Annotated in this window: 11 protein-coding genes and 1 pseudogene; 4 read left to right on the top strand and 8 right to left on the bottom strand. The window is 71.8% G+C overall.

Annotation, left to right across the window (positions count from 1 at the left end; translation table 11 throughout):
* Window positions 1-5: 5 nt before the first annotated feature.
* The 8 genes from ACN9M0_RS35275 to ACN9M0_RS35240 all read right to left on the bottom strand — a co-directional run bounded on the left by ACN9M0_RS35275 (window position 6) and on the right by ACN9M0_RS35240 (window position 9,135).
* Window positions 6-158, bottom strand: a complete 153-nt coding sequence (locus ACN9M0_RS35275; RefSeq protein WP_426404905.1) for a non-reducing end alpha-L-arabinofuranosidase family hydrolase — start codon at window positions 156-158, stop codon at window positions 6-8.
* Between the two features lie 91 nt (window positions 159-249).
* On the bottom strand, window positions 250-2,916 hold the full coding sequence (locus ACN9M0_RS35270; RefSeq protein ID WP_366039306.1) for an NACHT domain-containing protein: 2,667 nt from the start codon (window positions 2,914-2,916) through the stop codon (window positions 250-252).
* 266 nt (window positions 2,917-3,182) lie between these two features.
* Entirely contained in the window at window positions 3,183-3,656 is a 474-nt protein-coding gene (locus ACN9M0_RS35265; RefSeq protein WP_426404904.1) for a hypothetical protein, read from the bottom strand.
* A 245-nt stretch (window positions 3,657-3,901) separates the two neighbouring features.
* Window positions 3,902-4,399, bottom strand: coding sequence for a GyrI-like domain-containing protein (locus ACN9M0_RS35260; protein WP_366039304.1), 498 nt, complete (start codon window positions 4,397-4,399; stop codon window positions 3,902-3,904).
* 99 nt (window positions 4,400-4,498) lie between these two features.
* Window positions 4,499-5,686, bottom strand: coding sequence for a low temperature requirement protein A (locus ACN9M0_RS35255; protein WP_426404903.1), 1,188 nt, complete (start codon window positions 5,684-5,686; stop codon window positions 4,499-4,501).
* A gap of 398 nt (window positions 5,687-6,084) precedes the next feature.
* Window positions 6,085-7,290, bottom strand: a complete 1,206-nt coding sequence (locus tag ACN9M0_RS35250; protein ID WP_426404902.1) for a M6 family metalloprotease domain-containing protein — start codon at window positions 7,288-7,290, stop codon at window positions 6,085-6,087.
* A 73-nt stretch (window positions 7,291-7,363) separates the two neighbouring features.
* Window positions 7,364-7,498, bottom strand: a complete 135-nt coding sequence (locus ACN9M0_RS35245; protein WP_426404901.1) for a hypothetical protein — start codon at window positions 7,496-7,498, stop codon at window positions 7,364-7,366.
* 479 nt (window positions 7,499-7,977) lie between these two features.
* Window positions 7,978-9,135, bottom strand: a complete 1,158-nt coding sequence (locus ACN9M0_RS35240) for a M6 family metalloprotease domain-containing protein (protein WP_426404900.1) — start codon at window positions 9,133-9,135, stop codon at window positions 7,978-7,980.
* 139 nt (window positions 9,136-9,274) lie between these two features.
* Between ACN9M0_RS35240 and ACN9M0_RS35235 the strand changes: the two genes are divergently transcribed.
* The 4 genes and pseudogenes from ACN9M0_RS35235 (at window position 9,275) to ACN9M0_RS35220 (ending at window position 12,656) form a co-directional block, all read left to right on the top strand.
* The gene (locus ACN9M0_RS35235) at window positions 9,275-10,243 is read left to right on the top strand and encodes a LysR family transcriptional regulator (protein WP_366039298.1); all 969 of its coding nucleotides are present in this window, start codon (window positions 9,275-9,277) and stop codon (window positions 10,241-10,243) included.
* A gap of 535 nt (window positions 10,244-10,778) precedes the next feature.
* Window positions 10,779-10,922 (top strand): annotated as a pseudogene (locus tag ACN9M0_RS35230) (SDR family oxidoreductase); the annotation flags it as partial.
* Window positions 10,923-11,404: 482 nt separating this feature from the next.
* Window positions 11,405-11,965: a hemerythrin domain-containing protein gene (locus ACN9M0_RS35225; protein WP_426404899.1), complete on the top strand. Its 561-nt coding sequence runs from the start codon at window positions 11,405-11,407 to the stop codon at window positions 11,963-11,965.
* Between the two features lie 187 nt (window positions 11,966-12,152).
* Window positions 12,153-12,656: a hypothetical protein gene (locus tag ACN9M0_RS35220; protein ID WP_366039296.1), complete on the top strand. Its 504-nt coding sequence runs from the start codon at window positions 12,153-12,155 to the stop codon at window positions 12,654-12,656.
* Window positions 12,657-13,575: the final 919 nt, after the last annotated feature.

Raw genomic sequence — 13,575 nt, 5'->3', positions numbered from 1 at the left:
AGCGATCAACGATCCCACGGGCCGCACAACTGCGGGTTTCTCGGGTCGACGGTCACGGTCTGATCGGCGCTGGTGTGGACCAGTGCGCCGTGGCTGATGTCGTCGGTCCAGGCGGAGCCGCTGGTTACGCAGGGGACCGCACCCCGCGCGCCCACCATGGCTGAAGCGGGACCGGCCCGTTCCGGGCGGCGCCACGGTGGGCGACGAGAGTGCCGCTGCGCCGTTCCTTGCCGATCATCCGGGCACATGTCATCGACGGACCCGGTACAGGTCGAGAGTGGTCAGCGAGGTCGCAGCGTTGGTCCGATGCGCCTTGTCGGCCAGGGGGTCGTTGGCCAACGCGGCCAGGAACCGCAAGCCTGCGGCACGGTGGACTCCCAGCATGGCCAGGGAACGCGCGGCAAAAGCCCTGTCGTTCGAGGGAATCGTGGGGTCCGCCGAGAAGGCCGAAAGGAGTTCGGCCGAGCGTTCTTCTCCGAACTCGGCCAGTTTGGAGGCCGCGGTGATCCGGTCCCAAACCTGGACGCCGCCGTCCCGGGCGATGCCGAGGAGCAGGACGACCGCTTCCTCGCGGTGCCCGTCCAGCTCGGCCAGCGCCGCAGCGGCGTCTATGCGGCGATGCGCCTCTTTGGTCCTGTCGGCTGCGATGCCGGCGAGCGGTCGAGCAGCCTCGCCCTGGTGGCTGGTGGAGCGTGTCAATAGCCGGAGCGCGCGCAGCCGGTTGTCCGGATGGAGGCTACGGCCGGTCAGGACGGGCAGGATCAGTTCCGCGGCCGCTTCGGGGTCCACCTCGGCCAGTCTCTCGGCGGCCGTCAGACAGGAGTGGCTTCCGGGCAGCGACTCCCGGGCCAGCTCGGTGAGCAGGCGGACGGCGCGGTCCTGGTAGCCGGCCGCCCCGGCCAGTGCCACGGCAGCTTTCGCCCGGTCATCCGGTGTCGTGGCGCTGTCTCCCGCGATCGCGGTGAGCAGGCCCACTCCGTCCTCCCGGTGGCGCTCGCCCATCTCGGACAGGTAGCGGGCAGCGGTGACGGAACCGTACTGGGCGAGGTCGAGCAGCAGAGCGGCACCGGACTCGCGGTGCCCGTCCAGCTCGGTGAGAGCGTGGGCCGCCATGCAGCGAAGGGTGTCCCCGCTCCCGGGGTCCATGGCGCACTCGGTCAGCAGCTGCACCCCGAGGAAGCCATGGCTGTCGAGCCGGGCCAGCACCCGGGCTGTGCCGAAAAGGCTGTAGGGATCGTTGTCCGGTGCCAGGTCCTCGATGAGCTGGAGGAGCAGCGTGACACCGGCCGTCTCGTGGCCCTCCAGCCCGGCCAGGATCTCGGCGGCCCAACTGCGGTGGTCCGGTTGCAGCGCGCGGTCACCGGCGAGACGGGTCAGCAGCCGCGCGCCGTCATCGACGTGTCCCTCCAGCTCAGCGAGGTCCCAGGAGGCCTCCACCCGACTGCGGTCGTCCACGGCGGGGTTGTTCGCGAACGCGGTCAGCCACTGTGCGGCCTTCGGCCGCGGGATTCCGCTACCGAGCTGGAGTTGCGCCTTGAGCAAGTGGTATCCGGTGATCTCGGCGGATCCGAACAGGTCCTCCATGGCTCGCAGCGTGGCCGTCGCCAGCGGCCCCTGCGAGGCCAGCAGAGCGTCGAGAAGGAAGCCCAGGTAGGACGGTTCCAGGCCCAGCGGATCCAGGGGCTTGATGCCGGACGTACGCCGCCTCGCCCGGCGCAGTCTGTCGCGCAGCCGCTGTGCGGGAAACAGTCGGTCGAAGAGCAGCGTGCGGGCCTGAGGGTCGCGGGTGGCATGACGCGCGGCGTGGTACTCCAGGAGCGTGCGGTGCAGGAACTCGACGTCGCCGCCCTGGCCGGCCAACAGGCCGCAGGAGCGCAGCAGCGAGGCCAGTAGCGCGTCCCACAGCGGTGGTTTGACCTTGTCCGGCCGGCGGGCGTGCGGGTGCGCGGTGAGGATCGCGGTGGCCGGAGCCCCGTTCCCGCTGATCCTTTCGTGGGCCAGGTGATCGATGAGGACCAGCAGGTGTTCCCGGGTGTGCTCCGCGGCCTTCTCGACGGTGCGGCGGTCCTCCGGGATCTGATAGCGGCTGACCAGGGTGTGGATGGCACGGTCGTGCAGGTCGCTGACGCCCTTGTGGACGTTCTCCTCGTAGAGCAGTTCGACGAAGGACCGGAAGACTCCGGCCCGGCCGTCGGGCAAGGGGCTATCGGTGTCGGCCTCGTACAGATGGCACAGCATCGCGGTCATCAGCGGGATGCGGGCCAGTTCCTCCAGCCGGGTCCGGCGGACACTGTGCAGGAACGCCCGGACGTGACGGTCGGCATCAGGCAGAGCGTGCAGACGTTTGTACACGTAGGTGCGCACGTCGTCGTCCGTGAAGGGCTCCAGCGTGAAGCGGCCCGCGGTGCGGGGCAGCCGGTCGAGTTCGCCGCCGGGCAGGGGGCGGGTCGCAACGAGGAACCGGTAGGGCGTGTCCGTCTGCCCGGCTTCGCGGGCGAGGCGGTCGAGGAGGGACAGCCGGGACGTCCGGTCGGGCACTTCATCAAGGCCGTCGACCATCACGAGCCATCGCGCGCCGAGACGTGGAGGGCAGCGGAAGAAGTCCTCGGTCAACGCCTCGCGCAGCCCGAAGGGTCCGTACTCCTCGGTCACCGCGTGCGCCAGGGCGGGCGCCAGCAGGGGCGCACCGACCAGGTCGCCGGCCCGGATCAGCACCGGGAAGGCGAGTGCCGAGGAAGCGGGTTCGGCCTCCGTCGCGAGCAGGTGCCGGGAGGCGGACAGCAGGTGCTGCCGCAGCAGCGTCGACTTGCCGTGGCCCGGTCCGGCCAGCAGGACCCGGATCGGGCCGTCGCCGGTGAAGACCTGTTCGGCGGCCGCGGGAGCCCGCGCGTCGCGGGCCGAGGTGCGCCGCGGCACGTAGACATCGGCCAGTGACGGCGCGTCGAGCTCCGGCGCCAGCCCAGGATGCGGAAGTTGATCGGCTGCCGACCGGACGGCTCGCAGGTACGAGCCGAGCCGGTGATCGGGGCCGCCCGTTCGCGTGGCACGGTGACCGTCCCCGGGCTCCGGTGCGGAGGCGTAGTACGTGATGTTGTCGGCGTGCCCGACCGCGAATCCACCCGTGGTGGCCGAGATGACGACGCCTGCCGTGACGTGCGGGGCCTGACCGCCTCCGAGCCCGCTCAGCCCTGCTGCGGACCCGGCTGCGGAGGGGTTCCGACGGTGACGTCACGCATCTGCACCGCTGCCGCGGAACCGTGATCGGCCCGGATGTCCACGTTGCCGCGGATCGTCGGGCCGTCGGCGGGCGCCTCCGCTCCGTCCGCCGGGGCGTGGGTCTGCAACAGGGCCCGCAGGATCTCGGCGGCCTCCTCGCGCTCTGAGTCGCTCAGGTTCTCCAGCGCCTGCTCGAAGCGGGCCTGCCAGGCTCCTTGCTGGCCGCTGCGCACGCCGACCCGTTCGTCGTCCTGTGCGGTTTCGAGCGCGGCCGCACTTCGGTCGAGCCGTTCCAGCTCGACGCGCTCACGCTCCCCGTCGCCCCGGGCGAACCACTGCGCGACCGACTCCTGCAAGCCTTGCCAGGCGCTGGTCCCGGCCGCCTGGACGACCGCCACGCCTCCGGCCGCGGCCAGCGCGACCAGCCCCTCCGCCAACATCCCACCGTCCCCGTTCGTCACCGTGTTCGACACACGAGACCGTAGTGCACCGCGCGGCACGCCACCTCGCGTTCCACAGGATTGACACCGGACGCGCGGCCCGCGCCGCGGAGCGCCGTCAAGACTGGCCCGGTGGGTCGGCGACGGCCCCGTACCGTCACTACGCGGACCGCGACGCGCTCGGCGTCGGCGGGCGACGACTCCCTCCTGTGGCGGTGAGAACGGTCGTGCCGCACAGGGGAGGATCAGTCCACCACCGGCCAGTTGAGCTCGGTGCGCAGGTCGCGTGGGTCCATGTCCGGGGTGGGCTGAGTGACGTACGTTTCCCATCTGTCCTCGCCGGCGGTCATTCCGCGCTCCCGCATCCAGGAACCGAGGCGTTCCCAGGACGTCCCGAGGCCGTCGAACGATCCGAAGTGCGTCAGACGGGCGACCCGGCCTCCGGGCAGCCGGCCGGCCACGACCCCGGCCTCCGGCCGCACCGGCCGCTCCGTGACGAACCCGACCTCCAAGTTCAGCGTCTCGCCGGATGCACCGTGGTAGAGACCGAAGGCCGGGCTCAGCACGCCGATCCGCTGGGCCTCGAGGGTCCTGGCCAGGGCCCCGAACGACGTATCGAAGAAGTCCCGCAGCCCATCCATCGGAACAACCCCTCGAACGACCGCCGTCGTCTTCGGTTCCAGAAGGACCACAACGGGCTCCGAAAACACGCTCGTCGCGCCGTCCCGTCCGCGATTGCTCATGCCTCTCCTCTCCGTCCCCCACGCGTGCTGTGGCTGTGAACCTACAGACCGTCGGTGCGCGGACGGCCCGGCGCCATGCCGCACATCCGGACGGACTCGCTAGGAGGTGCCGGCGGGCGCACGGCGGGACAGGGCGGCCTTCGCGTACAGCAGGTGAGCGATGGCCTCCGCCGCGAGGAGCAACACCACGAGCCACGGCGCGAGTACGTCCGCGCCGAGGACCACCAGGAGAGGGACCACGATCCCGGGCAGGGCCCAGACCGCCACCTCACGCGGCGGCCGGCCGAACCGCAGCGCGATCAGGGCGTGCGCTCCGTGATAGACGGCCAACCCGCCGGCGAGGGCCCACACCGCGCCCCTCGCCAGGTGGTCAAGGCTGGACTCCTCCACGGCCGTGGCGAGTCCGGCGGCCATGGAGATGACGGCGGCGGTGACGAAGAAGTGCAGGAAGCCGCCCACGTCGCGGGCGAGGAGATAGGCCTCGCGGGTGCCGGCGGTGCCGATGACGCGCTCCGCCGCGGTCGAGGCGAAGTCGAAGTAGGACCACCACAACGCGGCCAGCAGGACGAATCCGAGCACGGCCACGATCCCGGCCCGGGCGGTCCAGGTGTGGTCCGTGGCGGTGATGAGGGCCAGCACCGACTCGCCGAGGACGATGATCACGAAGAGGCCGACCCGTTCGACCAGGTGCCCGGTATGGACCCGCCCCGGGATGCCTCGCCCGCGCGCGGTCAGCAACAGGACCATCTCCGCCAGGAGCAGGGCGGCCCACACCCCGTAGCGCCAGGGAGCCGGAACCGCCGCCGAGCCGGCCCAGAGCAGCCCGGAGAGCAGACAGTAGGTCAGCGGCCGCCAGCGGGGCAGCGTGCGGGGCGCGGGGAAGCGGGTGGCGGGCCACCACAGGGCGAGCAGCACGAGGCGGGTGCCCGCGTAGCCGAGGGCGTAGGCGGGGGCCCGGTCCCCGTCGGCCTCGGGCACCGCGGCGGCCATCACGGCGAGGCACAGCATCGCGGTCAGCATGACGACGCGGCGGCGGGCACTGTCGTCCTGGAAGAGGTTGGCGGAGACCGTGAGGTTCGCCCACATCCACCAGGGCGGGAAGTAGAGGCCGAGGAACACACCGAACTCGCGCCACCCGGGGTCGCCGTGGAGACCGTGCGACAGCTGGGCGACAACGGCGACGAAGACCAGATCGAAGAAGAGTTCCAGCCATCCGGCGTGTCGGGGCTCCGGCTCCGGTTCCGACGTGGGCGAGGGCAACGGCGCGGGGGTGTGCGGAGCGCTCATCGGGCCATCCGAGTGGGAATTCGACAGCGGCACGGTCTGACCGCATCAGATCACGAATCGGGTCACTCGAAGGCGAGGCATGCTCACCGAACGACGGCCGGACACGGAACTCGACCCCTCTTCGCGCTGCCGGCCGCCGCACTCACCCTCCAGCCGGGCACCGGCTACTCCCCTGCACCCCGCCCCGCCCGGCCCGTACAGCTGGGCGTCGACGCATTCCTCATGCGTGGGCGGGTGTGGGGGGCCAAGCCGCTGCTGGGCAGACGTACGCGAAATGCCCGCTGCCGACGCATCTGACGCTGCTGGTTCCCGGGGGACCTGGAACGCCCCGGGCTCGCTGTGCACTACCGGCCGAACCGTCGAGAATGCCGCGGGCAGGCCGCGCGGGCCGGTGGCGCTCAGGTGGCGCTGAGCGTGACCACGTCTCCTGACGGGCCGCCCGCGCGGACGTCGATGCGGACCCCGGTGTCCGGGTCGGTGAAGGTCTGGCCCGGCGTGTACGCCGCAAGGTCGAGCGGGGTGCAGCCGGCCGGCGGAGCCGCTGCCGGGTTGCCGTTCATGATCCTGACCGGGCCCTCTCCGGTCAGGGCCGCGGAGTCGACCTTGTAGATGAGGACCCCGCTCGAACAGGCGGAGGCGTCGTTGTGCTCGGGGCGGCGGGACTCGGCGACGTAAGCAGTGGTCTCGCCGGTGCGCAGGACGGCGATCTTGGTTCCGCCGGGGCGTTCCACCGGGGTCAGGCGTACGGTGCGGCGTCCTGGTCCGGCGAGGCAGGCGACCTGGTGGTCGCGGATCCAGCCCAGTTTCCACGAGTGCCAGCCGAGGAACTGCGGGGCCGCGCCCGCGATGTCGCCCATGACGTCCCAGCCGCCGACGTACTGGTGGGTGGGGCCGGTGAAGGAGTAGAGGTCGGGCAGGCCGAAGGTGTGGCCGGTCTCGTGCGCAACGACCTTGTGGCCCCAGCGCCACATGTCCTGACCGAAGGTCACGGCCCACTTGATGCGGGTCCCGTCGGCGGTCACTCCCGGCGTGGTGGGGTCGTACAGGTAGGTGGGGGAGAACGGGATCGCTGCCGCGGTCCGGTTGGGGACGACGTAGACCATGTCGTAGCGGGAGAAGTCCGCGTACGGGTCGGCGGCGGCGATCGCGTCGCGCACGTACTTCTCGTGCGCCTCGAAACTGAGGCCGCGTGCGAACCCGTACGTGGTCGAGTCCGCGGGCATACGGATCCACTGGTGCAGCGCGTCCATCGAGAGGTGCAGGCGGCCATGGCCGGCCCTCCGCATCCAGTCGGCGGCGGGGGCGAGGTGGGCGGCGTACGGCTCGGTGGCGTCGGTGGCCGGCGCGTCGGGAAAGTCGACGAACAGGCTGAGCACACGCCGGGTTCCGGTGGCCGGCTGAAACTGGACACGGTCGGTGTCATGGCCTTCGTCGGTCCAGCCGGTCCGGCCGGGCAGCGCGCAGTCGGCGGCTCGGCCGGCCGTGGCGGACGAGGGAGTCGTGGGGGCGGGCGGGGCGGCGTGGGCCGCGGGAGCGAGGGCGAGGCACGAGGCGAGGGCGACAACCGCGGCGAGGGGACGCTGTCGGGGGCTCAGGGCGGGCATGTCTCTCCTGTCGGAGCCAAGGGAGGGGGACGGGGTGCGGAAGCGGGTCACGCGAGGCCGGCGACGAGGCCCATCAGGCGGGCCGGCACGCGGCCGCCGGAGGCGGGGAAGCCGTCGTGTTGTCGAGGACCCGCTCGCGAACGCGGGGGTAGGTGCGGGCGTAGACGTCGTCGGCGGTGGTGGTGAGACCGGGAGGGCCGTCGGCCACGTAGCAGGCGCACAGTCCCTCGGGGGTCTGAGAGAGGTGGGTGAGGGTGTGGTGGGTCTTCTGCCGTGGAGCAGCCAGTCGGGTGAACCACCGCTCGGACGAGGCGACCTACCGCCGGGTCCGCCCTGGAGGTAGAGCAGCCAGGGGAGTTCGTCGTGCACGCGGGCCGGGTCGGTCACCTCGCGGGCGAAGATCTCCAGAGCGGGTCCGTCGGACACCCGGTGGCCCAGGGGAACGGTGGAGGTGTGCTCGACGGTCGCGTAGGCGGGGTTCACGGTTCCCTTTCTCGGTTCACGGGTGACCGGTTGTGCGGTGTGACATTGCAGTGCAGTGTGCGCCCTGGCGCCGGGGACGAGCAGCCCTCGGCCGCCCATAACTCCGCGCTATGCCCCGGCCTGCCGCTCATCCCTCTCGCCCCAGGCGGGAAGCGGGCGGGCACGACCGAGCGGTCCTCCCGGGGCACACGTCTCACCGACGGGCTACCACTTGGTGACCCGGACGGTCTCCCCGTACCCGTCGGCTCCGAGCACTTCGATGCGGACACGGGCGGTCGGGTCGGCGAACGACTCACCGACCCAGAAGGGGGCGTCGTCCAGGGGCCGGCAGCCGGTCGCGGGCACGGCGTCCGGCTTCGCGTCGAAGACCTGGACCGGCCCCTGGCCGGTAGGGACGGAGGTGTCCACCTTGTAGACCAGCGCACCGGTCGAACAGGCGCCGCTGTCCGCCTGGACCGCCCGTCTCGACTCCACCACGTAGGCGGTACGGGGACCGGTGGGGATCACCGCCATCTTGGTGCCGGCGCCGTACTCGACCGCGGTGAGGTACACGGTGTCGCTGCCCGCCGAGGCACGGCACACGACCTGGCTGTCCGCGGTCCAGCCGAGTTTCCAGGAGTGCCAGGCCAGGTACTGCGATCCGGGTCCGCCGATGAGTCCCATGACGTCCCAGCCGGCGACGAAACGATGCGGGTCGGTACCCGTGAAGCCGTACAGGTCGGGCAGTCCGAAGGCGTGGCCGGTCTCGTGGGCCACCAGCTTGGGCCCCCAGTGCCACATGTCCTGGCCGAAGGTCACGGCCCACTTGAGCAGGGTGCCGTCGGCACGGACGCCCGCCGTCCCGGGCTGGTACACATAGGTGGGCGTGAAGGAGATCGCCGAGGCCTTACGCGTCGCGACGACGTACACCATCTCGTACCGCGAGAAGTCGACCTGCGGGTCAGCCGCGGCGACCGCGTCCCTGACGTACGCCTCGTGGGCCTCGTGGGTCAGTCCGCGTGCGAAGCCGTAGTCGGTGGAGTTGCGCGGCATCCGCACCCACTGTCGGTGCTGGGTGATGGAGAGCCAGACCCTGCCGTGGGAAGCGTTCCAGAGCCAGTCGGCCCCGGGCGTGAGCTGCGCGGCATCGTCGGCGGGAGCTTCGACGGCGGGCGCGTCGGGGAAGTCGACGAAGATCATGCCGACCCGGACCGTTCCCTCGGGGCGCTTGAAGACGGACCAGTCCGTGCCGTGCCCCTCGTCCGTCCAGCCGGTGGTGCCGTCCAGAGCGCAGGCGGATACGGGGTCCGTGGCCGCGCGGGCCGGGGGCGCGGTGCCGGCCAGGAGCAGCAGCAGCGTCGCGAGGAGGGGCGCCCAGTGCACGACACGCGGGGAACGGAGGGAAGGGTGCGTTCTCACGCGATCACGACCTCTCGTGGATTGATTGACGTGTGACATTTCACATAGCTTGTGGTGACGCAGGGGTGTCCGGAAGCTGTCGTCGGTCCATAACATCCGCGCCATGGATCTGGAGGTGCGTCATCTACGCGTGCTCTGCACGATCGCCGAGGCGGGTAGCCTCACCCGCGCGGCTGCCTCGCTCGGGATGACGCAGCCGGGGCTCAGCACCCAACTGCGCCGTATCGAGGCCATGCTGGGCGGAGTGCTGTTCACCCGTGGACAGGCAGGGGTCGTCGCCACCCCGTTCGGTGAGCTGGTGCTCGACCGGGCCCGTGCCGTCCTCCCCGGCATCGACGGCCTGATGACCGACACCGCCCGGATGGTCCGCCGGATGTCCGCCTGCGACCATGTCCGGGTCGGCTCGGTCGGTGCGCCCCTTCTCGGCCAACTCGTCCTGGCCGTCAAGGCCGTCCTGCCGGACGCGCAGGTGTCGACGCGCTGCCAGCACTCCCCCGTCACGCTGCTCGACGAGCTGGCGGCGGACCGGCTGGAGGCGGCGGTGCTCGGTGACCACCCCGACCAGCGACTGCCGCACCGCGACGGAGTAGTGCTCCAACCCGTGATCACCGAACCGGTGTTCGCCCTGCTGCCCTCCTCACATCCGCTGGCCCGACGGGAGGAGGTCCCGCTGGCCGCCCTCGTGGACGAGGACTGGGTGGTACCCCGGCCGGACGGCGACCGGACCCGCGAGTACTGGTGGTCCGTGTGCGCGGCGGCCGAGCGCCGTCCGTACGCCCCGTACGAGGCGGACGGACGACCGTTGATCGAGCTGGTCCGCGCGGGTCTGGCGGTCAGCCTCTGCCAGGCCACCTTCGCCGAGGCCCCTGGCACGGCCGTACGCCCCCTGGTCGGAAACCCGCTGTGGTACCGCCACGTGCTCGCCTGGCACCGCGACGGCCCACTCGCGCGCCATGGCGAGGACATTCTGCGCCGGGTCGCGGCCGGCTACCGGGACATCCGCGCCGCCACCCCCGCCTACGCGCGCTGGCACGCCCGGCATCCGCACACGACCGGCCCGACGGTGACCTGAGCCATCGGCCGTCGCGTTCTCGCTGGGTCGTCGTCGCCCCGAGGCGGCAGACGCCGACTCCGTGCGGGGACGCCCGCCCGGCGCATGTGCCGAGGTGGCGGGGCCACACGCGGCGGGTGGTGGCCGAGGCGGCCGTCGCAGACGGATCAGGCGAGCCGGTGGCGTGGCTCCGGGATACCGAGACTCGTTTCGAGGAGGACGGGCACCGGCGGGTGGCAGCCGCCTGCCGCAGCGAACGCCTCGAAGTCGTTCCTGCAGTCGTTCTCGCAGGCGCTCCAGAACGAGCTCAAGGACACGGACCTGACCGTCACCGCCTTGATGCCCGGGCACAGGGCATGGCCAACAAGGTCCTGCCCGACAGCCTCGAAGCAGAGCGACACCGCCGGAAATGGCCGAGCCCGGATCCGCTGACCAGCAGCCGCCCGCTGGGGCAGACGCGGTATCCCCATGGGGGGCGGGATGCGGCCAGACCATCGGGGTAGCCGAACCCCGCCTACCAGATGGCCCAGCCGGACGGGATCGAGGCGATCACCCGACCAAGTTCGGCGAGCAGTCGCCGCCGGCCCGGCCCGCACAGCCGGCGGAGATGGCACCCGCCTACGTCTTCCTCGCCTCCGACCAGGCCTCCCACATCACCGGCGAGATCGTCAACGCCACCGGCGGAACCCCCCTGCCGTGACCCCGGACGAAGCCCTGCGCCGAATCGCCTTCCACACGGCAGCCGACGCCGTGCGCGACCTGCCACCGGACCCGGTGGGCGCCGCCCATGCCATCCGACTGCGCGGGGTGGGCCCGGTCACCGCTGAAGTGGCCTCCCAGGCATCGACCGGTGCGGTACCGCGGTACCTCGCACGACTGCGGCCGGAGGCCGATCCGGAAGCCCGTGCGGGCTGGGACCTCGCGGCCGCGAGCACCGGGGACTGCCGCCTGCCCCCGACTGGTCGGACGGCGGCAGCCCGCTCGAGGAAATGGCCGAAGCGGCCCGCACGTTGGGCGGTGAAACATCCTCCTTATGCCTCGCGCGCCGTCCCGGCTCGGGGCCTCTGCCTCCTCCGAGCGGGTGAGACTCCCGGTGCGGCCGGGCGCCCCCGGGTCGGGCGGGGAACCGATCGGGGCGGGTCGGAGCGGCCCCACCACCCCACGAAGACGCACGGAGAAGACATGGGACACGGCGGAAACGTGATCGACGAGCTGATGGCCGACCACCGGGAGGTGGAGCAGATGTTCGCCCGGGTGCAGGCCATGACCGGTACCGGGCAGGAGCTCCGCGATCTCATCGACGAGCTCACCATCGAGCTGGTGCGGCACTCGGTCGCCGAGGAGCAGTATCTCTACCCGGCCGTGCGCGAGCACGTGGAGGGCGGCGGGCCGGTGGCGGACAAGGAGATCGAGGACCACGGCCGCGTCGAGAAGATGCTCAAGCGGCTGGAGAAGATGGGTACCGACGACGCGCAGATGAGGCCGCTTCTGCAGCAGCTCATGGAAGAGGTCACCGCCCATGTACAGGACGAGGAGAGCAACCTGTTCCCGATGCTGAAGCGAGCCTGCACTCCGCAGCAGCTGGACGATCTCGGTGACAAGATCCGTCGCGCCAAGGCCATGGCGCCCACCCGGCCGCACCCTGCCGCACCGAGCAGCCCCATGGCCAGCAAGCTCCTCGCACCGGGCGCCGGCCTGGTGGACCGGGCTCGCGACTTCGTGACGGGCCGCGGCAAGTCCTGAGCCCCGGGCCAGGGCGGCGGACCCGCGTACGGATCCGCCGCCCTGGATGGACGGTGACGTGCGTCATGCCGCACGCCTGCCGCTCCGGGCTACGCTGGTCGGCCACCAGCGGAGCGGCGCAGCTTCGCGCCGCAGCTCGCAGGCCCGGGTACGGGCCGGGGCGAGCACGCCCCCCGAGGAAGCCGCTGTGTCCGCCGATCTCGCACCCGTCATAGCCGCCGGCACCCGCTGGCTACTGAACGCCTTCCCACCCGCCCCGGGCGCATTCAGCCGGGCCCTGGCCGAGGCCCAGGCCCAGCAGGCCGTCACCCTTGCCGCCGCGCTGCGGTACCCGACCGCGATCGACGCCGAGATCCTGTGCCTCCTCGGCCCGGGCGGAAGCGCGCGGCTGGACTGGCTGACCGGCGCCGATCACGGCGACGACGCCGACGACGCCTGGCGCACCTGGGTGGACGAGACCGTCGTCAGCTGGGCCGCCTGCCTCCTCGCCGCCCCCGCCCTCGCCGCCGACGCCCACCACCTCGCCGACCGCGGCCAGGCCGGCGAGCTCACGCGGCTCACCAGCCCCAGCAACCACGAACACGACGCCGCGCCCCTGCTGCGCCACCCCGACCTGCTCGAACCCATCGCCGCCCTCCATCGGGCACCGCTGCTGGACCTGCTGGACGACCAGACCGCGGCCCTGGGATAAGGCACACACGGCGACACACGGCGACAGCAGAGGCTGCGCAGCCGTCGAGCGAACCGGCCACCGGCGTCCGTCGGCCGTTGACCAGAAGGCCGTCAGGGTTCCACTGCCGGCGGACGGCGGCCGCCCCCCTTCGGGCACATCCAGCACGCCCACGGTCGGAGTCGGGAGCCCTGTCCTCAGCCGCTCCACAAGATTGTCCGGCGTCCCAGCGGTGGAAAGCCGGTCCGTGCTCGCTCCGCACGGTGCCGCCGAAACGCCGTGCGCCCATGCAACGGCTCATCGACCGGCATGTCCGTGACATCGAAGATCACCCGGCTGAACTTCGCGCCACGAAGGCGGTCCTGCTCGAACTGGCGGAGCGGGCCGCGGTGCCCCATCCTGCCGGTGTCACGGACACCGAGGCGTTCCGCGTGGTCACGGCCCCTGCCGGGTCTCGTGGACGATGAGCGCTCGCTGAAGTGCCGCCGGCATCGCCGTCAGCATCTGAGGCCGTCGGGCGGGGCGCCATGCCGAGCGCAGCGCGGCACCGGTCACGCTCTTCGAGAAAGTCAGCGTGAGCGGCAGCCCAAATGCAGCAGGACATGCGGCTTCCGCCAGGGCCGGCGCTCCTTGCACGGCTGCATCAACTCCCTTTTTCAGTAAGGGTCTTGCGCCCTGCGCGACGACAGCCCTACTGTCACACCAGCCGGTCTGTTAGGAAGCTTTCCTAATCTTTCAGCCCGAAGGAGCCGCCCGTGCAACGAGAGGACCAGGCCGAATTCCGGTTCTCTGCCCTCCCGTTCGGGCCGGCGTCCGACGCCACCTCCGTCGCCACCCCTTCCGGTCGAGTCGAGAGCCCCTCTGGGGACCGTTCGGCAGCCGCCCCCAGTACGGCGTCAGGCAGGGACCCCGCCGCACCATTGCCCCCCCGCCCCTCCCT

It is taken from the genome of Streptomyces sp. R-07, from assembly GCF_049913175.1.
Classification (GTDB): Bacteria; Actinomycetota; Actinomycetes; order Streptomycetales; family Streptomycetaceae; genus Streptomyces.
Note: the sequence above shows the minus strand (reverse complement) of the source record. Positions and strands in the feature narration are given on the sequence as shown.

Coding starts and splice junctions, on each gene's coding strand:
- ACN9M0_RS35275 (WP_426404905.1), bottom strand. CDS start 158: ATGGTGGGCGCGCGGGGTGCGGTCCCCTGCGTAACCAGCGGCTCCGCC.
- ACN9M0_RS35265 (WP_426404904.1), bottom strand. CDS start 3,656: ATGTTGGCGGAGGGGCTGGTCGCGCTGGCCGCGGCCGGAGGCGTGGCG.
- ACN9M0_RS35260 (WP_366039304.1), bottom strand. CDS start 4,399: ATGAGCAATCGCGGACGGGACGGCGCGACGAGCGTGTTTTCGGAGCCC.
- ACN9M0_RS35255 (WP_426404903.1), bottom strand. CDS start 5,686: ATGAGCGCTCCGCACACCCCCGCGCCGTTGCCCTCGCCCACGTCGGAA.
- ACN9M0_RS35250 (WP_426404902.1), bottom strand. CDS start 7,290: ATGCCCGCCCTGAGCCCCCGACAGCGTCCCCTCGCCGCGGTTGTCGCC.
- ACN9M0_RS35235 (WP_366039298.1), top strand. CDS start 9,275: ATGGATCTGGAGGTGCGTCATCTACGCGTGCTCTGCACGATCGCCGAG.
- ACN9M0_RS35225 (WP_426404899.1), top strand. CDS start 11,405: ATGGGACACGGCGGAAACGTGATCGACGAGCTGATGGCCGACCACCGG.